This window comes from Butyrivibrio sp. XPD2002, assembly GCF_000423945.1.
Taxonomy (GTDB): domain Bacteria; phylum Bacillota; class Clostridia; order Lachnospirales; family Lachnospiraceae; genus Butyrivibrio.
The window spans coordinates 1-22,637 of sequence record NZ_AUIY01000011.1 but is presented as its reverse complement, the minus strand read 5'-3'; the positions used below and the strand labels follow the sequence as shown (position 1 = coordinate 22,637).

The 22,637-nt window shown below is 41.9% G+C and carries 19 protein-coding genes, 2 tRNA genes, 1 rRNA gene and 1 riboswitch; of the genes, 20 read left to right on the top strand and 2 right to left on the bottom strand.

Translation table 11 applies throughout. The annotated features are described in order from the left end of the window. The first annotated feature begins 4 nt into the window (after positions 1–4). The 11 genes from G587_RS0106375 (at position 5) to G587_RS0106325 (ending at position 14,510) form a co-directional block, all read left to right on the top strand. On the top strand, positions 5–2,068 hold the full coding sequence (locus G587_RS0106375) for a glycosyltransferase family 2 protein (RefSeq protein ID WP_026491543.1): 2,064 nt from the start codon (positions 5–7) through the stop codon (positions 2,066–2,068). A 93-nt stretch (positions 2,069–2,161) separates the two neighbouring features. After that, the gene (locus G587_RS0106370; protein ID WP_035785989.1) at positions 2,162–3,904 is read left to right on the top strand and encodes a phospho-sugar mutase; all 1,743 of its coding nucleotides are present in this window, start codon (positions 2,162–2,164) and stop codon (positions 3,902–3,904) included. Between the two features lie 55 nt (positions 3,905–3,959). After that, a complete protein-coding gene (locus tag G587_RS21670; RefSeq protein ID WP_196812524.1) occupies positions 3,960–5,345 on the top strand; it encodes a glycosyltransferase family 2 protein in 1,386 nt (461 codons plus the stop codon). A gap of 18 nt (positions 5,346–5,363) precedes the next feature. Continuing rightward, positions 5,364–6,347: a glycosyltransferase family 2 protein gene (locus G587_RS0106360; RefSeq protein ID WP_026491541.1), complete on the top strand. Its 984-nt coding sequence runs from the start codon at positions 5,364–5,366 to the stop codon at positions 6,345–6,347. A gap of 27 nt (positions 6,348–6,374) precedes the next feature. Further along, positions 6,375–7,778 (top strand): undecaprenyl-phosphate glucose phosphotransferase, encoded by a 1,404-nt coding sequence (locus G587_RS0106355; RefSeq protein ID WP_026491540.1) that lies wholly within the window; start codon positions 6,375–6,377, stop codon positions 7,776–7,778. A gap of 78 nt (positions 7,779–7,856) precedes the next feature. Beyond that, entirely contained in the window at positions 7,857–8,948 is a 1,092-nt protein-coding gene (locus G587_RS21665) for an LCP family protein (RefSeq protein WP_035786021.1), read from the top strand. An 89-nt stretch (positions 8,949–9,037) separates the two neighbouring features. Next, positions 9,038–9,967 (top strand): glycosyltransferase family 2 protein, encoded by a 930-nt coding sequence (locus tag G587_RS0106345; protein WP_026491539.1) that lies wholly within the window; start codon positions 9,038–9,040, stop codon positions 9,965–9,967. 24 nt (positions 9,968–9,991) lie between these two features. Beyond that, entirely contained in the window at positions 9,992–10,630 is a 639-nt protein-coding gene (locus G587_RS0106340; protein ID WP_026491538.1) for a GTP pyrophosphokinase, read from the top strand. Positions 10,631–10,951: 321 nt separating this feature from the next. After that, positions 10,952–11,527, top strand: coding sequence for a hypothetical protein (locus G587_RS0106335; protein WP_026491537.1), 576 nt, complete (start codon positions 10,952–10,954; stop codon positions 11,525–11,527). 38 nt (positions 11,528–11,565) lie between these two features. Next, positions 11,566–13,104 carry a peptidoglycan DD-metalloendopeptidase family protein gene (locus G587_RS0106330; protein ID WP_242830043.1) on the top strand — a complete coding sequence of 513 codons (1,539 nt, stop codon included), beginning with the start codon at positions 11,566–11,568 and terminating at the stop codon, positions 13,102–13,104. Positions 13,105–13,217: 113 nt separating this feature from the next. After that, positions 13,218–14,510 (top strand): UDP-N-acetylglucosamine 1-carboxyvinyltransferase, encoded by a 1,293-nt coding sequence (locus G587_RS0106325; RefSeq protein ID WP_026491535.1) that lies wholly within the window; start codon positions 13,218–13,220, stop codon positions 14,508–14,510. A 52-nt stretch (positions 14,511–14,562) separates the two neighbouring features. Here G587_RS0106325 and G587_RS0106320 read toward each other — a convergent pair whose 3' ends face one another. Then, positions 14,563–15,639 carry an HD-GYP domain-containing protein gene (locus G587_RS0106320; protein WP_026491534.1) on the bottom strand — a complete coding sequence of 359 codons (1,077 nt, stop codon included), beginning with the start codon at positions 15,637–15,639 and terminating at the stop codon, positions 14,563–14,565. 136 nt (positions 15,640–15,775) lie between these two features. After that, on the bottom strand, positions 15,776–16,543 hold the full coding sequence (locus G587_RS21660; RefSeq protein ID WP_051200822.1) for an ECF transporter S component: 768 nt from the start codon (positions 16,541–16,543) through the stop codon (positions 15,776–15,778). 109 nt (positions 16,544–16,652) lie between these two features. Further along, positions 16,653–16,781, bottom strand: a riboswitch (FMN riboswitch). 93 nt (positions 16,782–16,874) lie between these two features. On the opposite strand from G587_RS21660, the gene tsaE reads away from it, so the two are divergent. The 9 genes from tsaE to G587_RS0106270 form a co-directional block, all read left to right on the top strand. Continuing rightward, entirely contained in the window at positions 16,875–17,315 is a 441-nt protein-coding gene (gene tsaE, locus G587_RS0106310; RefSeq protein ID WP_026491533.1) for a tRNA (adenosine(37)-N6)-threonylcarbamoyltransferase complex ATPase subunit type 1 TsaE, read from the top strand. A 3-nt stretch (positions 17,316–17,318) separates the two neighbouring features. Next, positions 17,319–18,566, top strand: coding sequence for a tRNA (adenosine(37)-N6)-threonylcarbamoyltransferase complex dimerization subunit type 1 TsaB (gene tsaB / locus G587_RS25025; protein ID WP_026491532.1), 1,248 nt, complete (start codon positions 17,319–17,321; stop codon positions 18,564–18,566). Further along, positions 18,559–19,485, top strand: coding sequence for a ribonuclease Z (locus G587_RS0106300; protein WP_026491531.1), 927 nt, complete (start codon positions 18,559–18,561; stop codon positions 19,483–19,485). Before tsaB ends, G587_RS0106300 begins: the two co-directional genes overlap by 8 nt. Positions 19,486–19,514: 29 nt before the next feature. Further along, positions 19,515–20,105, top strand: coding sequence for a DUF6715 family protein (locus G587_RS0106295; RefSeq protein ID WP_026491530.1), 591 nt, complete (start codon positions 19,515–19,517; stop codon positions 20,103–20,105). Positions 20,106–20,169: 64 nt separating this feature from the next. Beyond that, complete coding sequence (gene tsaD, locus G587_RS0106290; protein WP_051200854.1) at positions 20,170–21,255, top strand: tRNA (adenosine(37)-N6)-threonylcarbamoyltransferase complex transferase subunit TsaD; 1,086 nt, start codon at positions 20,170–20,172, stop codon at positions 21,253–21,255. Position 21,256: 1 nt separating this feature from the next. Continuing rightward, positions 21,257–21,967 carry a 2-C-methyl-D-erythritol 4-phosphate cytidylyltransferase gene (gene ispD, locus G587_RS0106285; protein ID WP_026491528.1) on the top strand — a complete coding sequence of 237 codons (711 nt, stop codon included), beginning with the start codon at positions 21,257–21,259 and terminating at the stop codon, positions 21,965–21,967. Positions 21,968–22,066: 99 nt separating this feature from the next. Beyond that, a tRNA-Ser gene (locus tag G587_RS0106280) sits at positions 22,067–22,152 on the top strand. Between the two features lie 38 nt (positions 22,153–22,190). Further along, a tRNA-Ser gene (locus G587_RS0106275) sits at positions 22,191–22,279 on the top strand. 184 nt (positions 22,280–22,463) lie between these two features. Beyond that, positions 22,464–22,637 (top strand): 16S ribosomal RNA (locus G587_RS0106270); the annotation flags it as partial.

The window sequence follows — 22,637 nt, the reverse complement described above, 5'->3', positions numbered from 1 at the left end:
GTTAATGACTGATAATACAGAATTTGATTATAAAACAGCATATGAAAAAGAGAAGCTTAAGAGTGCTGATCTGGCACAGAGAATAGCTGATCTTGAGGATAAGAACCAGGAACTGGAATTTAAGCTTAACCGCATAAAAAATAACCCGATCTGGAAAGCAAGCACACCTGCAAGAAATGCAATGCATTTTGTGATCCGTCAGAAAGATCGTGTGAAGAATGCAGGTTCAGTAAGCGGCGTTATTGCTAAGCTTAAATACAAGCAGATAGAGAGAAGAGCCAAGGTTCATTATGGCACAGAGAGTTTTCCTTCAGAGGAGACTATTGCAGCTGAGAGAGCCGAGCACTTTGAAAAGATGCCTCTTATCAGTATTTTGGTGCCACTTTACAATACTCCCGAGAATTTCCTGAGGGATATGATAGAGTCTGTTCTTGATCAGACTTATACAAACTGGCAGCTTTGCCTGGCTGATGGTTCTGATGCAGAGCATGATTATGTGGAGAACATCGTTAAGGAGTATCAGAAGGATGCGAGAGCAGGAGGTGGTAAATCCGACAAATCCGGAATTCTCTATCACAGACTGGAGAAAAATACCGGTATCTCAGGTAATACCAACGAGTGTTTAAAGCTTGCTTCGGGTGAGTATATAGGACTCCTTGATCATGATGATATTCTTCATCCGGAGGTTCTTTACTATTACGTAAAGGCCATTAATGAAGAAAATGCAGACTACCTCTACTGCGATGAGGCTACCTTCTCCGGTAAGAGTATTGATCATATGATAACGATGCATTTTAAGCCTGATTATGCGCCGGATAACCTTAGAGCTAACAACTATATCTGCCATTTTAGTGTATTCAAGAGGACACTTCTTGACGGTACAGAGCTGTTCAGGTCCAAGTTTGACGGAAGTCAGGATCACGATATGATCTTGAGACTTACTGACGCGGCAGAGCATATAGTTCATATTCCCAGACTTTTATATTACTGGAGATCCCATGCAGGAAGCGTTGCATCTGACATAAGTGCCAAGAGCTATGCAATAGATGCTGCAAGGGGAGCTGTAGCCGATCACCTCAGAAGACATGGCTACGATCATTTTAAGATAACAAGTACCAGAGCATTTGAGACTATTTTCAAGATCGCTTATGAAGTTGAGGGATTACCCAAGATTTCAATAATAATTCCCACATGTGAGCATCTGGAGGACTTAAAGCGCTGCCTCACTTCTATATATCAGAAGTCAACCTATGATAATTATGAGATTATTGTTGTTGAAAATGGCAGTACTTCTAAAGAAATAAGAGCTTATTATGATGAGCTCAGAAACGGAGCTATGAGCTGCGTCCTTAAGATAGTTGATTTTTATGAGGATAAGAGCAATCTCAATCCTGATGGATCAAAGCCTGCCTTTAACTTTTCTGCAGTAGTTAATTACGGTGTAAAGCATTCAACAGGAGATTATATTCTTCTTCTTAACAATGATACTGAGGTTATTACTGTAAACTGGCTGGAAGAGCTGCTCATGTATGCTCAGAGAAGTGATGTCGGTGCTGTTGGCGGAAAGCTCTATTTCCCCAATCGTAAGATTCAGCATGCAGGCGTTGTTTTAAGACTTGGAGCCCACAGAACAGCAGGGCATTGTCATTACGGACAGGAGGGTATGAACCTGGGATATATGGGAAGACTTTGCTATGCACAGAACATGTCTGCAGTGACAGGGGCATGTCTGATGGTATCAAGAGCCAAGTATGATGAGGTTGGCGGATTTGATGAGGGCTTCCGGGTTTCACTCAATGATGTTGATTTTTGTTTGAAATTACGTGAAAAAGGATACCTGAACATTTTCACTCCTTTTGCTGAGATGTATCATTATGAGTCAGCATCCAGAGGACTTGACCTCGAGGGTGAGAATGCTAAAAGATATGATGAGGAGTCAGAGCACTTTAAGAATAAGTGGAAGGAAGTACTGGATAAGGGGGATCCGTACTATAATCCGAATTTCTCACTTGATAGAAGTGACTTTTCACTCAATATCGAAGGGTACAGTAGTTTGCGCAATTCATGAGCAGTTCTTTGCAACGCATGAATTGACTTTTAACAGTAGTAATGATTTACTAGATATAATTGAGGATAAACCTCACTTATAAGGAGGAAGATGATGAGTGACGCAATGAAACAGCTTGAGTATTGGTTAAATGATCCATATTTTGATGAGGATACAAAGAAAGAGCTGACAGCTATTCGTAATAATGGGGATGAGGTTCAGGACAGATTCTACCAGGAGCTTGAATTTGGTACAGGCGGACTGCGTGGTGTCATCGGTGCCGGAACCAACAGAATGAATAAGTATGTTGTACGTAAGGCAACACAGGGTCTTGCTAATTACATCAAGAAAAATGGTGGAGCAGACGGTGCAAAGAGAGGTGTAGCTATTTCTTATGACTGCCGTAGATTCTCACCTGAGTTTGCAGACGAGACAGCAAGATGCCTTGCAGCTAACGGAATCAAGGCTTATGTCTTTGATGAACTCAGACCTACTCCTGAGCTTTCATTTGCTTTAAGAAAGCTTGGATGTATTGCCGGAGTTATGATCACAGCCAGCCACAATCCGCCGGAATATAACGGATACAAGGCTTATTGGGAGGATGGCGCTCAGGTTACACCGCCTCACGATACAGGTATCATAACAGAAGTTAAGGCTATCACAGATTACAACGATGTTAAGACAATGTCTAAGGAAGATGCCATGAAGGCTGGTCTCTATGAGATCATTGGCAAAGACATTGATGACGCATACATGGTTGAGCTCAAGAAGCAGATCATCCATCTTGATGTTATCAAGGAAATGGCTGAGAAGCTTACAGTTGTTTATACTCCTTTCCACGGAACAGGTCTTGTTCCTGTAAAGAGAGTTCTTGCAGAGCTTGGATTTAAGAATGTATATATTGTTCCTGAGCAGGAGCTTCCGGATCCTGAGTTTACAACTCTTGATTATCCTAATCCCGAGGATCCTAAGGCGTTCAAGCTTGCTCTTGAGCTTGCAAAGGAAAAGGACGCAGATATCGTTCTTGCTACAGATCCCGATGCTGACCGTCTTGGTGTATATGCTAAGGATACTAAGACTGGCGAGTATGTACCTTTCACAGGAAACATGTCAGGAATGCTTATCGGCGAGTACATTCTTCGTGAGAGAAAGGCTACAGGCACAATGCCTGAGAGACCTGCGTTCGTAACTACTATTGTTACAACAAACATGGCTAGAAGAGTTGCTGAGAAATATGGTCTTCACTATATCGAAGTTCTTACAGGCTTTAAGTATATCGGTGAGCAGATCAGACTTTTCGAAGAGAACAATCAGGAATACAATTATGTATTCGGTCTTGAGGAGAGTTATGGATGCCTTGCAGGTACACATGCCCGTGATAAGGATGCGATCGTAGCTGTTATGATGCTTTGCGAAGTAGCTGCATACTGCAAGAAGAACAACATGACACTTTGGGATGCTATGGTTGATATGTATGAAGACTATGGCTACTATAAGGAAGGTCAGTACTCCATCACTATGAAGGGTATGGAGGGTGCAAAGGAAATCGCTGCACTTATGGATAAGCTCAGAAACAATCCGCCTAAGACATTTGGTCAGTGGACTGTAGAAGAGTTCCGCGATTATAAGACAGGCGAGACCATCAATCCTCAGACAGGTGAGAAGGGTAAGACAGGACTTCCGGAGTCAAATGTTCTTTACTTTGCTCTTGATAATGATTCATGGTGCTGTGCACGTCCTTCAGGAACCGAGCCCAAGATCAAGTTCTACATGGGTGTAAAGGGTACAAGCCTTGAGGATGCTGCTAAGAAGCAGGATGAACTTACTGCTGCTGTTAAAGCTCTTATAGAAAAATAATAAAGATCCTTTTAGCAGGGCTGTCGGTTTGCCTGACAGCCCTCTTTTTATAAATATGATTAATAGTATTAAAAAGACAATTGCATACGCCAGAAGAAACGGCATAGGTAACACAGCGGTTGCTGTTATGGAGAGGCTGCGGGATCAGAGAAGCGATAACTATACTTATGTACCTCCTACTGAAGAAGAACTTGAAAAGCAGAGGAAGTGGTATAGGTCGCTCCTTAATAATGCAGCTAAATCCAAGATGCTTCCACTGATCAGTATCCTTGTGCCCTGCTACAATACTGACAGAGAATTTCTAAAGATGATGATAGAATCTGTCCAGAATCAGACTTATGGTAAATGGGAGCTCATTTTGGCTGAGGCTCCGATAGTATCAAAGGGCAGAGCTATCTATCCTCTGACAGAGATAATAAAAGGGTATTCTGCAGCGGACGGAAGGATAAGGCACATTCGTCTTAAAAACAATGCCGGTATTTCTGAAAATACAAATGCTGCGCTAGATGCTTCCCGTGGTGATTACATGGCGCTTCTTGATCATGATGACGTTCTCACACCTGATGCACTGTGTGAGGTTGCTATCGCTGCAATCAAGAATTATCCGAGACTAATCTATTCTGACGAGGATAAGTGCAATGCAGAAGGTGACAGGTTCTTTGAGTACCACAGGAAAAAGAAGTTTAATCCCGATCTCTTCTTGTCGAATAATTACATCTGTCATTTTACTACAATAAGATCGGATGTTATTCATACCTGCAGATTCAGGGGTGAGTATGATGGCGCTCAGGATTATGATCTTTTCCTAAGGGCTGTTGGAAGAATTATGTGGACAACAGACTATGAGAAGCAGATTATACATATTCCAAAAGTGCTGTACCATTGGCGTAGTCATGACAGCTCAACCTCTGCTAATCCCAGAAGTAAGATGTATGCTTATGATGCTGGTAAACGTGCGATACAGGATTTTTTGAAAGCAAATGGTATCAATGCTTCTGTAAGTCATTTAAAGCATGTGGGATTTTATCGTGTTGACTATACTGATAATATCTTTACGGCTAGAAAGGATATTGGCGTGGTCGGTGGCAAGATCGTAGATAAAAACGGAACTATGATTGGCGGCAATTACCGAGCTGATGGCAAGGTGAGATTTGATGGACTTCCCAAGGGCTTTAGTGGCGGTTTTCAGCATCTTGCAGTTCTTGAGCAGAATACAGACGCTGTAGATATAAGGTGTATGAAAATCAGACAGGAGCTGACAGATCTCTACAAGGAGATATTCGGCGTTTCATATAAGAATACAACTGAGGGAAAGAGCATCAAAGCTGAATCGATAGGTACTGATGCCGAGATCAGGGAGAAAAGTATACGATTCGGACAGGCTGTCAGACAGCTAGGATACAAGGTGTTATGGGATCCCAGATATGAGACAATGATTTGATAAAGAGGGTTATTTATTGTGAGTGATAAAGTAACAATAGTTATCCCTAATTATAACGGAGCGAAGTTTCTTGATGAGTGTCTAAGAAGTCTTAGGAAGCAGAGCGTAAGTTCAGAAGTTATAATTATAGATAATGGATCAACTGACAGCGGAATAGAGACTTTGAGAAACAATCTTGCCAAACATGAAGATCGTTATCCCAAGGTACTTATCAATGAGCTTACAAGTAATACTGGATTTGCCAATGCCGTAAATATTGGCATAAATCTCGCTAAAACCGAGTATGTTCTGCTCTTAAATAACGACACTGTCTCAGATGAGAAAATGACAGAAAATCTGCTTAAGGCCATTGATGGAAAACGAAATGTGTTTTCTGTCGGAGCCAAGATGCTCCAGATGAAGGAGCCTCATAACATTGATGATTCCGGCGATTTATACTGCGCTCTTGGCTGGGCATTTTCACCGGGAAGAGATAAGGACAACAAGAGCTATGATAAGAAGGCATCCATAACATCTGCCTGTGCCGGAGCTGCCATATATAAAAAGGATGCTCTGGTCCAGATCGGTGGCTTTGATGAGGCGCACTTTTGCTACTTAGAGGACGTGGATGTGGGCTACAGAGCCAGGATTTACGGATACAAAAATCTCTATGAGCCTTCTGCAGTTGTTTATCACGCAGGAAGCGGCACAAGCGGATCAAGATATAACGTTTTTAAGGAAGAACTGACGGCTGGTAACAACTTATATCTGATATATAAGAACATGCCATTTTTACAGATTTTGATAAACCTTCCCCTTATAATTCTGGGGATTGTAATAAAGCAAATATACTTTATAAAAAAAGGACTTGGCATTGCTTATCTCCACGGGCTTGCAGGAGGGGTGAAGAAGATCATTAAGAACAGTGACAAGAAGGTTCCTTATAAAAAGGGACACCTGAAAAACTACCTCTGCATTGAGCTGGAGCTACTTGTTAACTGTGTTCGCAGGCTTGTTGGATAAAATAAAATGTTATAGAATGAAATAGATATGATTAAGGATAATCAGAAAAACCTGAACATGCTGCACGTCGCTGGGGACGGCATAATTGTGGCCTGTTCCTATATGCTGGCTTTTTATCTGAAATTTGAATCACCTTTTTCAGGGCCGGAGGGAGGCTACCTTTCAATGGGGACATATTTTACTGCCCTCTATTTTTTGGTGCCCGCATATATGGTTCTTTACAATATGCTCAATCTCTACACACCCAGGCGTGCCACGAGGATGAGATATGAACTGTATAATATCCTTCGTGCGAATGTAATAGGACTTATAGGATTCTTCGTTGCATTGTACATGATCAAGCAGATTGACTTCTCACGTACGATGATAATCATGTTTGCTGTTATCAATGTGATCCTGATGAGCTTATCCAGGATATTACTCAGAAGGTTCCTTAGATATATCAGACGTAAGGGCTATAACCTGAAGCACATACTTCTTGTAGGTTATTCCAGAAGTGCGGAAGGATACATCAGCAGAATTAACAACAATCCTCAGTGGGGATATGTGGTTAGCGGAATACTTGATGATACAGTTCCGCTTGGAACTACTTATCATGGAGTTAAGGTAATATCAACTATAAGTAAGCTCCCTGAACTTCTTGAGAGCAACGAATATGATGAGATTACCATCACACTGCCTCTGGATAGATACGACAGACTTGAGGAACTGGTAGATGATTGTGAAAAGTCAGGAATACATACGAAGTTCATTCCGGATTACACCAGTCTTTTCCCGAGTAATCCTTATACCGAGGAGATATTGGGACTTCCTGTTATTAATATAAGATATGTTCCGTTGACTAATGGCTTTAACGTATTGCTGAAGCGTATAGTTGACATTATCGGATCAATTATTGGAATAATTATTTCTTCGCCTATAATGCTGATAGCTGCAATAGCGGTTAAACTGTCCAGTCCCGGTCCTATTATTTTCAAACAGGAGAGGGTTGGTCTTCATGGTCAGAGCTTTATGATGTACAAATTCCGTACCATGCAGCTCCAGTCTGAAAAGGCTGAGAAAAAGGGCTGGACCACAAAGGATGATCCGCGAGTAACAGGTGTAGGAAGATTTTTGAGATCACATAGTATTGATGAGCTTCCGCAATTGTTCAACATCCTTATTGGAGATATGTCCCTTGTAGGGCCGAGACCTGAAAGGCCTCAGTTTGTAGAGAAGTTCAGACAGGAAATACCGAGATACATGGTTAAGCATCAGGTAAGACCCGGTCTTACCGGTTGGGCTCAGATAAATGGCTACAGAGGTGATACTTCCATAAGGAAGAGAATTGAATTTGATATTTATTATATTGAAAACTGGTCTATGGAATTTGACATCAGAATTATGATTGGAACTATATTCCATGGCATTATCAACAAAAACGCCTATTAATGACTTTTGCTTGTATAATTATTATTTTTGTGGCAAAATAGGGCAGTGAAGACTAAAAATTCAAAGGAGATTTATGATATGTCGAATCGCAGGAGTGGAAACTCAGGCAGAAGAGGCAGAAAGAAGAACACAAAGAGAGCACTTATAATATTCGGTGTTGAGATTGTTGTTCTCCTTATACTTCTTTTTATAGTATGGACTTTATTTGGAAGAATTAAGGTTGATAAGGTTGGCAAGGTTAACCTTGATGAGAAAAAGATTGCAGAGAGTGTTAACACAGGTGTCGAAGAAAATGAGCAGATGACAGGATATACTAACATTGCTCTCTTCGGTGTAGACTCCCGAGAAGGTGATCTTGATAAGAACACCAGAAGTGATACCATAATGATTGCTTCAATTAATAATGCAACAGGCGATATCAAGCTTGTATCTGTATATCGTGATACATATCTTAATCTTAGTAACGATACATATACAAAATGTAATGCAGCTTACAAGGCTGGCGGACCCCAGCAGGCTATATCCATGCTGAACATGAACCTTGATATGGATATCACTGATTTTGTAACCATTGGCTTTGGCGGTCTTACAGATGTAGTAAACGAACTCGGCGGAGTTGATATCAATATTGAAGAGAATGAGATCACTCATTTGAACAATTATCAGTCAACAATGGCTGAGGAGCTGGGAATGAAGTATACTCCTGTAACTCAGACAGGTATGCAGACACTTGACGGACTTCAGGCTACAGCTTACTGCCGTATCAGATACACAGCCGGAGATGATTTCAAGAGAGCAGAGAGACAGAGAACTGTCCTTATGGCTATTTTGGAAAAGGCAAAGACTGTTAATATTTCTGAGCTTGAGAATGTAGCAAATAAGGTGTTCGGAGAGACTTATACATCTCTTGGACTTGAAGATATTATTAAGCTTTTAGGCAATATAACAAATTATAATGTAGTGGCAAATGATGGCTTCCCGCATGCGGATATGAGAGCTACCGGAACAGTTGGTAAGAAAGGAAGTTGCGTAATTCCTGTTGATCTTGCTTCCAATGTTAAGTGGCTCCACGAGTTCCTCTTTGAGGACACGGAATATCAGGTATCTTCCAGTGTAGAAAAGTATAGTCAGAAGATTGCTGCTGATACGGATGAGTATATTGACAGGTAATAAAGATTGACACTTGGCCCCGGTATCAGCCGGGGCTTTTTTCAACCTTATAGTGAAATTCTATTTGGAATCCATCATAGAGGATAACTATGTATACAGTAGATGTAATAATACCAACATATAAGCCGGGTTCAGAGCTTTCAATGCTCATCGATGAACTCGAGAAGCAGGCATACAGACCTGAAAAAATAATAATAGTTAATACAGAGAAGCGCTATCTGGTTGAGAAAAAGGATGCGATGGACGCTATAAATAAGTATGACAACATAGTAGTTCATCACATTTCCAAGAAGGAATTTGATCATGGCGAGACAAGGAATCTTGGAGTAAGTCTGTCTAACGCAGATTTCTTTTTGATGATCACTCAGGATGCCGTTCCGAGGGATTACCAGCTGATATCCAATCTGGTTAAGGCTGTTGAGGATCCGCAGGTTGCGGCAGCTTACGCAAGACAGTATCCCAAGTCAGACTGTAATCTGGCTGAGAGATATTCCAGAAAGTTCAATTATCCTACTGAGCCCATGAGGAAGACTATCAAAGACCTTCCCAAGCTTGGTATAAAGACCTTCTTCTGCTCTAACGTCTGTGCCATGTATAGAAGGGATGTATTCGATAAGATTGGCGGCTTTTTGCACAGAGCTATTTTTAACGAGGACATGGTCTATGCAGGTAATGCTATGTATAAAGGCTATGCTATCTGCTATGTGCCGGATGCGGGAGTGATTCATTCCCACAATTATTCCTGTGCACAGCAGTTCCACAGGAATTTTGACCTTGGAGTATCACAGACTGATCATCCTGAGATCTTTTCCGGAATCAAGTCAGAATCTGAAGGAAAGAAAATGGTCAGGGATACTATCGAGCACTTCAGACATATTGGTAAAGCATATCTTATTCCGCACTATATAATTATGTGCACCTTTAGATTTGCAGGCTATAGAATGGGAAGAAGGTATAAAAGACTTCCTAAGGGACTTGTGAAGGCCTGCTCTCTAAACAAAGCGTATTGGGAACATTAAACAAAGTTTATTGGGGGAATCATTATGGAATCCAGATTTTCAGATGGAGATATAAAAAGCTGGGAAGAAGTCAGTCTATTATATAATTCTGCTTTGAAGCAGATTAACACAAAAATAGAGATACTGAATGATGAATTTCAGGAAGTACACAGATATAATCCTATAGAGCACATAAAATCAAGAATAAAGACTCCGGAGAGTATCGTTAAGAAGCTTAGACGCCATGGCTATGAGTCTACGCTTGAAAATATGATGAAATACATTAATGATATCGCCGGAATAAGGATTATCTGTTCCTTTACATCAGATATATACAGAATAGCTGATATGATAAGCAATCAGAAGGATATCAAGGTCCTTACCATAAAGGACTATATCATGAATCCCAAGACCAGCGGATACCGCAGCTACCATATGATAGTGGCAGTTCCTGTATATTTATCAGACCATACAGCGGAGGTTAAGGTTGAGGTTCAGATCCGTACAGTAGCCATGGATTTCTGGGCAAGCCTTGAGCATAAAATACAGTACAAATTCGAAACAAAAGCGCCTGCCAATATAAAAGCGCAGCTTTTTGAATGTGCAAGAATGGTAGCGGAGCTTGATGACAGAATGTTGTCGCTTAATGAAGAAATACAGGCAATTACACCTCAGGATGAGTAAAATCATCCTGTAATTTGCCTATTAATGAGGAGTGCCCAGGCACCTCTCGGCACCCGGGCTATTATGAAAAAATTTATCTATCTTTCGGAGCTACTGTTAGAGCTTCGCAAATGAACCTTGTTTTCCTTGGTTCTGTCTAATTATAACAATGAAATATGAATAAAATATTAACAAAGTTTAAACTAGAGGTTAATATGAACAAAAGAAGTACCGTTTCAAATGTTTTATTGTATGAAATGCATAAATGATGTAATCTAGTATTTGACTGTAAAATGAAAAAGCACTAACTACGTGTATACTCATGTTTATAGAGGAGGAGCTATGGAAAACATAATGGGTAAAATTGCAGGAAAGATCAGTGCACAGGAAATGATCAAGGCTAATACAGCTGCTGAGGCTGCTCACAGGGAGCAGATTGAGAATCAGAACAAGCAGTATGAAGAAGAGATGGGCGTTCTTCGTCAAAATGCCAAAAACATGGAAGACAGATTGAATGCCATAGAAGATGTGCTCAAAGATCTAAAGGCTGAGAAGGCTGAGTCAGAGGTAAGTGCCCAGGAGTTGGACAAGGCAATAAAGGAGCTTAAGGAGAACTTAAGCGATCGTCTTAATAAAAGTGACGAAGCAACCCATGATGTTGGTGTGCGCATTTACAGAAATGTACAGGCTTCTGTTATTGATGAACAGAAGAAGCAGCTTGATTCGATAAAAGAAGATCTTAATAAGCAGATGGAGGCTATCAGAAGCGAGTTCACAGTGCTCGTAAGACAGCTTGATTCCATGCAAAGAGCAAACAGAGCTAAGAATCGTGGAATTATGCCCCTGACGGTTTTGATATTCCTGGTAGCTGCTGCTGATCTTGTACTGATGATTTTAAGAATTATAGGTTTGGTTTAAGAATGAGTTTTTTACGACATAAAAAAGTTAGAATCGGCTTGATAAAAGGCGCTGCAGCGGCTATTGCCACATGGATAATATTGATATTACCCGTATTTTCACCGGTAAAAAACACTGGGGATAATATCTTCACAGTATCCCTGAACGGAGTTGAGGTAGGAACGCTCGCATCAAGACAGGCGGCTGAGAAATGCCTCAGGGACGCCAGAAGAAAGCTTGCAGAGGGAAGCGAGGAATTGGTTCTTGCAAAGGCAGATTTAAGCCTTGAGGGCAGGGAAGTATTATTTGGACAGGTAGATTCTAAGAAGGCAGTTAGAGAAAAGATGCTCGAGGTGTTGCAGAATAACATTTCGTCGACCCTGGAGCGTTCATATACAGTAAAGATAAAGAAGTATTCAGTGAATTTGTCCAGTAAGGATGATGTTTTTACCCTGCTTGATGAAGCGCTGAACAGATATGACACTGAGCACAAATACAAGGTTGATCTGGTGACTGACCCTACCCGAGAGGTCAATGTTCTGACATCTCAGGTCCTGTCAGTGGAGGAAGCTACCAAGGATGAGGAGATCAAGCTTCCTGAAGCTGGATTGGACCAGGCTATTTCTGATGTATTTAGTCAGATCAAGCCTCTAATCGAGGAAAAGGATTTTGATGATTACGAGCTGGGCCTTTTATCCATTGATTTTGGAGACAAGGTCGAGGTAGTTGAAAGCTATCTTCCTGCATCTGAGATTACTGATATAGCTACAGCTATAGATGAAGTAACAAAGGATCAGGAGACAAATCAGATTTACGAAATTAAGTCAGGTGATACGCTTGGAACTATAGCGGAAGACTATGGAATTCCGCTGGATCAGCTTATTGCCATGAATGAGACCATAGAGAATGAGAATTCCACAATCAGAGTAGGAGACGAGATCATAGTAACAGTTCCCGAACCGGAGCTTTCAGTGGTCTACACTACCCAGCAGTACTACGAAGAGGACTATGAGGCTGATATAATTTATAAGGATAATGATTCCTGGTATACGACAAGACAGGAAGTTGTACAGGAGCCTTCAGCAGGTCATAGAAAGGTAGTAGCTAAGCTTTCTTATGTAAATAACAGTGAGACAGGCCGCGATATTCAGAAGGAAGAGGTGACCTATGAGGCAGTTCCAAAAATCATTGAGAGAGGAACTATAGTGCCTCCTACATATATCAAGCCTATTTCCGGAGGAAGACAGTCATCAGGATTTGGAAGAAGAAGTGCGCCTACCAAGGGAGCAAGCACATTCCACAAGGGTATAGACTGGGCTACACCTGTAGGTACAGCGGTTATGGCATCCAATGCGGGCGTTGTTACAAGAGCCGGTTGGGGTAGAGGATATGGATATGTTGTCTATATCAGCCATTCTGATGGAAGAGAGACCAGATACGGACATCTGTCCAAGATTCTTGTTAAGCCCGGACAGTCAGTATCTCAGGGCCAGAAGATAGCACTTAGTGGTAACACTGGTGTCAGTACCGGAGCGCATCTCCACTTCGAGATATTGATAAATGGCTCGCAGGTTAACCCGCTTAATTACCTGAATTAACCCTTCCGATTTTACAAATGCGTTTATTTGTGGTATAACATAAGCCGTTAATAAAAATAGGGGAGAAAGTTTATCAACTAGTAAATTCACAAAGGCGTGAATATTAGGAAATTATGGAAAAATACGTTATTAAAGGTGGAACACCACTTGTAGGAGAGGTCGAGATCGGTGGTGCGAAGAATGCTGCACTTGCTATTCTGGCAGCAGCTTCCATGACTGATGAGACTGTATATATTGATAATATGCCTGATGAAGCAGACACTAATGTAATGCTTCAGGCCATGGAGAGCATTGGAGTCCTCATTAAGAGAACAGGGCGTCATTCTGTTACAATCAATGCATCTCAGGTTAGTTCTTTTAGAATTGAAAATGAATTCATTAAGAAAATAAGGGCATCATACTATATGCTTGGAGCATTTCTTGGAAAATACAAGAATGCTCAGGTTGTGTTGCCTGGTGGCTGTAATATAGGTCTTAGACCTATCGATCAGCATATCAAGGGCTTCACTGCACTTGGAGCTAACGTAGCTATCGAGCACGGCATGATAAATGCGCATGCTGATAAGCTTGTAGCTAATCATATTTATCTTGATATAGCCAGTGTTGGTGCGACTATCAATATTATGATGGCTGCATCAATGGCAGAAGGTAAGACTATTATCGAGAATGCCGCTAAGGAGCCTCATGTAGTTGATCTTGCCAACTTCCTTAACAGTATGGGTGCTGATATCAAGGGTGCCGGTACTGATATTATCAGAATTAAGGGTGTTGAGAAGCTTCATGGTACAGAGTACACAATTATCCCTGACCAGATTGAGGCCGGAACATTCATGATGGCTGCAGCAGCTACTAAGGGTGATGTTACAATCAAGAATGTCATCCCTAAGCACTTAGAGTCTATTAGTGCTAAGCTTATCGAGATGGGATGTCAGGTTCTTGAATCTGATGATGCGGTAAGAGTAGTAGCTACCAAGCGTACTAAGAGTGTTCACGTTAAGACACTGCCATATCCCGGATATCCTACGGATATGCAGCCTCAGATTACAGTTGTTCTGGGACTTGCAAGTGGAATCAGTCTTGTTACAGAGTCTCTTTTCGAGAATCGTTTTAAATACGTTGATGAGCTTACCAGAATGGGAGCCAATATCAAGGTTGAAGGAAGTACAGCTATTATTGAAGGCGTTGATCAGTATACCGGAGCAGAGGTTGCTGCACCTGATCTTCGTGCCGGAGCTGCACTTGTTATTGCCGGACTTACAGCTGAGGGCTTTACTACTGTAGAGGACATCAGATACATCGAGAGAGGTTACGAGGATCTCGATATGAAGCTTCGTGAGCTTGGTGCTCAGATCCAGAAGGTTGATACAGATAAAGAGCTTCAGAAGTTCAAGCTTAGATTTGCATAATTAAAACGCCGCAGAGTTGCGGCGTTTTTTCTATACTATAATACTATTTTTATTACAAAATTTCCTCGATATACAGATTCGAGTGCTGAGACAGATCCAGATAATCGTTGTCGATCTTAATCGTAGGTTTGGACAGATGATCCCTGTTTATGAAAATAATCTCGCCTTCCCTGCCGTCATTTAATCTTACCCTGTTGAGCAGATACGTATTAACAATATTCTGAAGGAAGGTCATGATGGCATTTGTGTCGTACTTCTGCAATCCCTCAGATTCAAACATCTCAATTGCAATAAACGGACAAAGAGGATCTCTGTACACTCTTGCTGAGGTCATGGCATCATATACATCCGCAATAGATACGCACTTTGCAAAGAAATCTATCTGAGGGCCTTTCAGGTGTGCGGGATATCCAGTACCATCGCAGCGCTCGTGGTGCATAAGCGCAGCGTTTTTTACGTGATCACTAAGATCAAGGTCTGTAAGGATCATATACCCCTGAGCGGGATGAGTCTGAACTACTGAGTATTCATCGGAACTAAGCCCTGACGGTTTTGTAATGATCTCATTTGGAATAAGCAGTTTTCCGATATCGTGAAGGAGACCTGCCTCTGTGAGAATCATAATATCATCGTCACTCATTTTTAGCCACTGGCCCAGAATATTGCATATCATGGCAACGCTTATACAATGAACATAGGTGGCGTCATCATAAGTTCTCAGGCTGTGGAGCATATCAAACAGATTTGATGAACTGTTCCCCTTGCGAACCAGATCATAAATAGGAGATATGATAGAATCGATATCAAAATGCTCCTTGTCGTTTATGAGATCTCCGATACCTGCCTTGAATTTTGAGGCGCAGTCTTCGAAGTCCTTTTTAAATTCTTTGAATTCTTCGGTTTGACGCAGTCTTGCTGCATAAGAACGGCTGTTGTCCTGTGGGGAGACCATCTCTTCCGGAGGGTCTTCAACAAGAACATTCAATACGGAATAAAAAGATAATTTAGTAATGGCCTGGTTATCCAGCACGCAACCCTTGGGCAATATAAGCTGATTATTATCATGCGCATACACATTGTCAGACAAGATCATGCCAGGAACCAGTTTTTTAGTAATCAATCTTTTCATAAAGAAGGCGCCTCTTTGACAGTCATCAGTGAATATAGATACAAATTAATCTTATGGTTCACTAATGTAAAAGTCAAGAAAGGCGCCATTTTCATGCTATAAAAAAACGATAAACAAATTATAAACGGCTATAAAATCATGCTTCAGATTCAGTCTCTGCTTTTCTGGTTGATACGATTGTTGTGTTTTTAAGAATAGGACTGATCTTTTTGTATACGAGAATTGTGATAGTACTTAATACGCCGCCCTTTAAGAGGTTTATGGGAGCAACTGCGAAAAGAACAAATGTAAACATGTTGCTGATTGCAGGATTGATAGCTGTTCCCATACCGATCAAAGCATCAAGTGGCATGCCATAGAGCTTTGCAAATGCAGGAAGAAGATAGAATGCATTAAGTGAGCTTCCTACGATTGTGATTATCATTGTTGCTGTAAGACATGAAATAAATGCTGTCTGGCGGTTCTTTTTGAAGATATAAATGATTGAAGCGGGAAGTACATAGCTGCAGCCTACTACAAAGTTTGCAAGCTCTCCGATAAATGCTGTCTGTGTTCCGTTAATGATAAGGTTTAAAAGGATCTTGATAAACTCGATCATAACGCCTGTCATAGGGCCGAATGCGAAACCACCGATCACTGCAGGGAGATCTGAGAGGTCAAGCTTGTAAAAGCTTGGAGCAAAGGGCATCGGAATTTCAAAGAGCATCAGCACTGCAGATATAGCAGAGAAGATACCGATGATAACCATTTTTCTGGTGCTCAATCCTGGATTTTCCTCACCGGTCTTTTTGGCAACATAGTTCTCTGCCAGTCTTGCTGCTACGAACATAGTGACAATTAACAGAATGAAAATCGATACGAGAACGGTATTTTCTGCAATTGAAGCTAATAAATTGTTTTTCATGGTGTTTTCCTCCTGATTATGTCGGGGAGGATAATGACTAGACTACGCGCGCTCTATCTTGAAATAAAAAACGAACCAACATAGATGCTGATTCGGGAATAGAAATAAAACGCATCTTCTATCATCCAGACTATACTGTCGGTTTTGGAATTTCACCAAATCGGCCGCCGAAGCGGTTCGCGGACTTCTGATAACAGTCACCGCCGGTAGGGAATTACACCCTGCCCCGAAGATTATTTTTACTAGTCCCATTATATAACAGATGTAGTCGGCGTCAATACCTTTTCCTGTCCGACTTGCTTTTTTTCAGACGCTGGAATATTCTGATTATATGAGTACAATATTAGAAACAAATTCATCGGAGGAAACCTTCGAGTTCGGAAAAAGAATAGGAGAGACCGCTGCGCCCGGATCAGTTTATACACTGATAGGAGATCTTGGCGTGGGCAAAACCGTCCTGACACAGGGAGTAGCTGCAGGACTTGGAATAGAGGGACCTGTCAACAGCCCTACCTTTACAATACTTCAGGTTTATGATGAGGGACGAATCCCTTTTTATCACTTTGACGTTTACAGAATTGGTGATGTCAGTGAGATGGATGAAATAGGATATGAGGACTATTTCTATGGACAGGGACTGTGCTTTATTGAATGGGCCAATCTTATAGAAGATATTCTCCCTGAAAAATACACGGAGATATGCATTGAGAAAGATCTGAAGAAAGGAACAGACTATCGCCGCATCACACTTAAGACGATAGATAATAGATAAAATATGAAAATTCTTGCACTTGATACATCCGGTCTTGTATGCAGCGTCGCCGTTATGGAGGACGACAGACTTCTCTCCGAGTTTTCAATCCAGCACAAGATTACACATTCAGAGCTTCTTCTTCCTATGATGGAGGAGATTAAGAAGAGAATAGCACTTGACCTTAACACAATAGATGCTGTTGCTGTTTCAGCAGGCCCGGGGTCTTTCACAGGCCTTCGCATAGGCTGTGCAACTGCCAAGGGACTCTGTCTTGCAATGGACAAGCCTCTTGTAGCGGTGCCGACTCTTGATGCCATGGCGTATCAGTTTTATGGAAGTGAAAATGTGATATGCCCCATGATGGACGCCAGAAGAAACCAGGTTTATACAGGAATCTACACCTTTGTTCCGGAAAAGGAAGATGAGAAACATTTTGAAACATACTTTTCAATGAAGACAATCAAGGCTCAGGCAGCGATGGCTGTAGAGGATATTGCAGAGGAGCTCAATAATATAGGAAAAACGGTTGTCCTTCTTGGCGATGGAATACCGGTATACAGAGATAAGCTTGAGAAGCTTTTGAAGGTGAACTATATAGTAGCGCCTGCTCACATGAACAGGCAAAGGGCTTCAGCACTTGCTGCTCTTGCACAGATATATTTACGTGACGGAAAAACTGTGGATGCAGACAGCTTTTCACCCGAATACTTAAGGGCATCACAGGCAGAGCGAGAGGCCGCTGAGAAGAAGGCCGGCGGGGATGCGCAGAAGGCATCTGAGAATAAGACAGATAAGAAAAATAAAAAAGGAAATGATTCTATTTATATAAGAGACCTCAAGGCTGAGGATATAACTGCAGCTGCACAGCTTGAAGCAGTCAGTCTTGGAAGCGAGGCCTGGAGCGAGAAACAGCTCCTTGAAGCCAGCGTTCTTGACGATACTGTTTATCTTGTTGCGGAAAAAGCAGGAAATGTAGTAGGATTATGCGGTGTTCGCAATATTTCAGGAGAAGGCGAAATTACCAATGTATCCGTAGCTTCAGAGTGCAGAGGAAGAGGCATAGCCTACGATATGCTTGAAAAGCTCCTTCTTAGAGGAAGGGCAATCGGATGCGGCGATTTCACGCTCGAAGTAAGAGCCGGAAATGTTGCAGCAAGAGGATTATATGAGAAACTTGGATTTGTAAATGAGGGTGCAAGACCCGGATTTTACGATGGTCCAAAGGAAGATGCAATAATATATTGGAAGAGAAATAGTACGAATGATTGATGTATGTCTACTTGGAACGGGTGGCATGATGCCGCTTCCGAACAGATATCTTACGGCACTTATGGTGCGTTATAACGGTAAAAGCATGCTTATAGATTGTGGTGAGGGCACGCAGATCGCCATGAAAAAAAGGGGATGGAGTCCCAAGCCCATCGACATGATATGCTTTACCCACTACCATGCGGATCACATTTCAGGACTTCCCGGAATGCTTTTGACCATGGGAAATGCTGAGAGAACAGAGCCGCTTTTAATGGTAGGCCCCAAAGGACTTGAGAGGGTAGTGAAGGCACTCCGGACCATTGCGCCAGAGCTTCCTTTTCCGATCGAGTTCCACGAAATTTCCGGAGATGAGGATGAACTCACACTGCCGGGAATGCCTGAATTTAAGATCAAAGCCTTTAAGGTAAATCACAATATCACATGCTACGGCTATTCAATGCAGCTTGCAAGAACAGGTAAATTCAATGTTGAAGCTGCAAGAGCCAATGGAATAGAACAGAAATACTGGAATCCTCTCCAGAAGGGGGAGATCATCCATACTGATGACGGAAGAACCTTCACCCCTGACATGGTATTGGGTGAAGCCAGAAAAGGACTGCATCTTACATATGTTACAGATTCAAGACCTACAGACGGAATTATAAAAAATGCTGAAGGGTCAGATCTTTTCATATGTGAAGGAATGTACGGCGAGCCTGAAAAATTGCAGAAGGCTAAAGAAAACAGGCATATGACAATATATGAGGCAGCGGAACTTGCGAAGAAAGCAGGGGTAAAGGAAATGTGGCTTACACATTACAGCCCGTCCCTTGTTAATCCCAAGGAATATCTGCCTGAGGCAAAAAAGATTTTTAGTAATACAGTTGCAGCAAAAGATGGCAAGGCTGTGACGTTAAGGTTTGAGGAAGATTCATAAATTATTGTACTTTTTTATGAGGAGGCACAATGAACGAGTCTACGAAGGGCGGTATTATTAGATCTGTCATACTGATGGTTCTGGCTGCAGTTGTTGTACTAGGCGTCTTTTTGATATTTACAAGGAGAGGCAGTAATACCAATACAACTACAGAAGAAACAGAGCTTACAGAGGTTCAGAAAATTACCACAATAGACCTTACAAAGAATTACCCCAAGACACCTCCGACAGTGGTGGATCTTTATGCTCGTACCATGAAGGTTATGTACAAGCAGCAATACACTGATGAGGAATTCGATAAAATGGCGCAAGTATTGGCGGGTATTTTTGATTCGGAATTTCTTGCAGCACAAAATAACTGGCCCACCGGTCTTAAGGATGAGGTTAAGCAGAAAAAGAAAGAAGATTACTCCATTACCAAATACGAAGTACTTACTTCAGACCTTCAGGAGAAGCGCGACAATGGCGAGGAAATAGCCAATGTTGTTGCCAAGATCAATTTAAGACATGGTACACACACCGTATCTTATAATTACTTATTTGTACTTCGTAAAGACGCAGAGGGTCTTTGGAAAATAATGGGATGGACAGTAACTGAAGCAACAGGCACGGAAGAATAAAACTATGAATGAAAAGAATGTTGAAAAGATTGAGCGCCGTACCGAAGAGGACGGCGTAATCTTTATGTCGATTAAAAATGAAGAAGAGAAGGAAAGCGTTTCTACTGACAAGGATATTACAATCCTTGCAATAGAAAGCAGCTGTGATGAGACGGCTGCCGCAGTTGTGCGAAACGGGAGAGAGGTATTGTCCAATATAATATCCTCTCAGATTGCGCTTCACACAATATACGGAGGAGTCGTTCCTGAAATTGCATCAAGAAAGCACGTTGAAAAAATCAATGGGTGCGTCAGAGCTGCACTTTCAGAAGCTGGTCTAAAGCTTGAGGACATAGATGCAATAGCTGTAACCTATGGCCCCGGTCTGGTGGGAGCACTTCTTGTCGGCGTTTCCGAAGCGAAGGCTCTTAGCTTTGTAACAGGAAAACCACTGGTTGGAGTGCATCATATTGAAGGTCACATCTGTGCGAATTTTATAGAAGATAAAAGTCTTGAACCGCCTTTCATGTGTCTTGTCGCATCGGGAGGACATTCTCACCTTGTATATGTTAAGGATTACGGTGAATACGATATTATCGGACAGACTCGTGACGATGCAGCGGGAGAAGCCTTTGATAAAGTGGCAAGAGCTATAGGCCTTGGTTATCCCGGCGGGCCCAAGGTGGACGCTGCCGCAAGAGAAGGTAATCCTGATGCCATTCATTTTCCCAGGGCTAAGACCACGGAGAAATCCTATGACTTTAGCTTTAGTGGCTTGAAATCGGCAGTTCTTAACTATCTGAATCAGGCAGAGATGAAGGGCGAAGAAGTGAATAAAAATGATGTTGCGGCATCCTTCCAGAAAGCAGTGGTTGATGTGCTTACAGAGCATACTATGGAGGCTGCAGCAGAATATGGATGTAAGAAGATAGCTATAGCCGGCGGAGTGGCTTCAAACACAGCGCTCAGGGAAAGGCTTGAGCAGGAATGTAACAATAGAGGCTATACATTCTACAGACCTTCACCTGTATTATGCACAGATAATGCAGCAATGATTGGTGCTGCAGGCTATTATGAATATCTTAAGGGCTCCCGCAGCGGAATGGATTTGAATGCAGTGCCCAATTTGCCACTAGGTAACAGGGAAAGAAGATACCATGGAAAATCATAATATGAAGACAACAGCGATAATATTGGCAGCCGGAAGCGGCAGCAGAATGCAGAGCAGCGTAAAAAAGCAATACATGGAGATAAAGGGACGTCCCCTTCTTCTCTATGCAATTGATGCTTTTGAAAACAGCTTTATTGACGATATAGTAATTGTACTTCCTTCGGAAGATATAGATTATGTAACTGATAACATCATCAATCCGGAGAATTATAAAAAGATAAAAGCTATCGTACCGGGTGGCAGTACCAGATATCACAGCGTAAGACTTGGCATTGAGGCAGCTTCCGCAGATACGGAGGCTGTTTTTATTCACGACGGTGCCAGACCCTTTGTCGATGACTCAATGTTGAAAAGAGCATATGACGCGGTAAAGGAGTATGGAGCATGCGTGGTTGGCATGCCTGTAAAGGACACTATCAAAATATCCGACGAAGATGGCTTTGCAAAGATGACACCTGACAGAGATAAGACCTGGCTCATACAGACTCCACAGGTGTTCCTGTATCCTGAAATTCTTGATCTGTATGAAGAGCTTGCAAGAAAAGAGCAGGAGCTACTCGATAATAATGTAAATATTACTGACGATGCCATGGTGATGGAAACCCTCGGAAAGCGCAGAGTTAAGCTCGTTGAAGGCTCCTATGACAATATCAAAATCACCACTCCGGAAGACATTACATTAGCTGAATCTATACTGCTCAGAAAAAAATAAAAAAAATAATAAAATTAATATTGACATTATATATTCCTATGGATATAATAAATTTCGCTGCTGAGGAAAACACCTCACAGCAGCGACAATAAGAAATATGGAGCGATATCGAAGCGGTCATAACGAGGCGGTCTTGAAAACCGTTTGGCGGCAACGCCACGAGGGTTCGAATCCCTCTCGCTCCGCTCGAAATTGAAGAGTGAAGAGATAAGTCAACACTTTTGCAGAAGTACTCAAGAGGTTGAAGAGACACCCCTGGAAAGGGTGCAGGTCGTTAACAGCGGCGCGAGGGTTCAAATCCCTCCTTCTGCGTTCCTCATCAGTAACATCGATGAGATGCACTTTGACAATAAAATAGTAATGCAACCCTGAAAATTCCAAAAAGAAATTTCAGAGAACAAAACAACCTAACTAAAGGTAAAACGGACAGAACAAAAGCCAAGCTTAAGTTCTGGTCAGACGAACGATCAAGTCACTTCGGTGATGAGATACATTTAAACGTGAGAGTTCGATCCTGGCTCAGGATGAACGCTGGCGGCGTGCCTAACACATGCAAGTCGAACGGAGATTTAACGCTGATGAGGCTTCGGCGGAATCTTGTTAAATCTTAGTGGCGGACGGGTGAGTAACGCGTGGGCAACCTGCCTCGTACTGGGGGATAACAGTTGGA

What these genes read in the sequence shown, in the direction of transcription:
- tsaB (WP_026491532.1), top strand. Translation starts at nt 17,319, where the DNA reads ATGAAAATTCTTGCACTTGATACATCCGGTCTTGTATGCAGCGTCGCC.
- G587_RS0106340 (WP_026491538.1), top strand. Translation starts at nt 9,992, where the DNA reads ATGGAATCCAGATTTTCAGATGGAGATATAAAAAGCTGGGAAGAAGTC.
- G587_RS0106295 (WP_026491530.1), top strand. Translation starts at nt 19,515, where the DNA reads ATGAACGAGTCTACGAAGGGCGGTATTATTAGATCTGTCATACTGATG.
- tsaE (WP_026491533.1), top strand. Translation starts at nt 16,875, where the DNA reads ATGAGTACAATATTAGAAACAAATTCATCGGAGGAAACCTTCGAGTTC.
- ispD (WP_026491528.1), top strand. Translation starts at nt 21,257, where the DNA reads ATGAAGACAACAGCGATAATATTGGCAGCCGGAAGCGGCAGCAGAATG.
- G587_RS21660 (WP_051200822.1), bottom strand. Translation starts at nt 16,543, where the DNA reads ATGAAAAACAATTTATTAGCTTCAATTGCAGAAAATACCGTTCTCGTA.
- G587_RS0106325 (WP_026491535.1), top strand. Translation starts at nt 13,218, where the DNA reads ATGGAAAAATACGTTATTAAAGGTGGAACACCACTTGTAGGAGAGGTC.
- tsaD (WP_051200854.1), top strand. Translation starts at nt 20,170, where the DNA reads ATGTCGATTAAAAATGAAGAAGAGAAGGAAAGCGTTTCTACTGACAAG.
- G587_RS0106320 (WP_026491534.1), bottom strand. Translation starts at nt 15,639, where the DNA reads ATGAAAAGATTGATTACTAAAAAACTGGTTCCTGGCATGATCTTGTCT.
- G587_RS0106375 (WP_026491543.1), top strand. Translation starts at nt 5, where the DNA reads ATGACTGATAATACAGAATTTGATTATAAAACAGCATATGAAAAAGAG.
- G587_RS0106355 (WP_026491540.1), top strand. Translation starts at nt 6,375, where the DNA reads ATGATTAAGGATAATCAGAAAAACCTGAACATGCTGCACGTCGCTGGG.
- G587_RS0106345 (WP_026491539.1), top strand. Translation starts at nt 9,038, where the DNA reads ATGTATACAGTAGATGTAATAATACCAACATATAAGCCGGGTTCAGAG.
- G587_RS21670 (WP_196812524.1), top strand. Translation starts at nt 3,960, where the DNA reads ATGATTAATAGTATTAAAAAGACAATTGCATACGCCAGAAGAAACGGC.
- G587_RS21665 (WP_035786021.1), top strand. Translation starts at nt 7,857, where the DNA reads ATGTCGAATCGCAGGAGTGGAAACTCAGGCAGAAGAGGCAGAAAGAAG.
- G587_RS0106370 (WP_035785989.1), top strand. Translation starts at nt 2,162, where the DNA reads ATGAGTGACGCAATGAAACAGCTTGAGTATTGGTTAAATGATCCATAT.
- G587_RS0106335 (WP_026491537.1), top strand. Translation starts at nt 10,952, where the DNA reads ATGGAAAACATAATGGGTAAAATTGCAGGAAAGATCAGTGCACAGGAA.
- G587_RS0106300 (WP_026491531.1), top strand. Translation starts at nt 18,559, where the DNA reads ATGATTGATGTATGTCTACTTGGAACGGGTGGCATGATGCCGCTTCCG.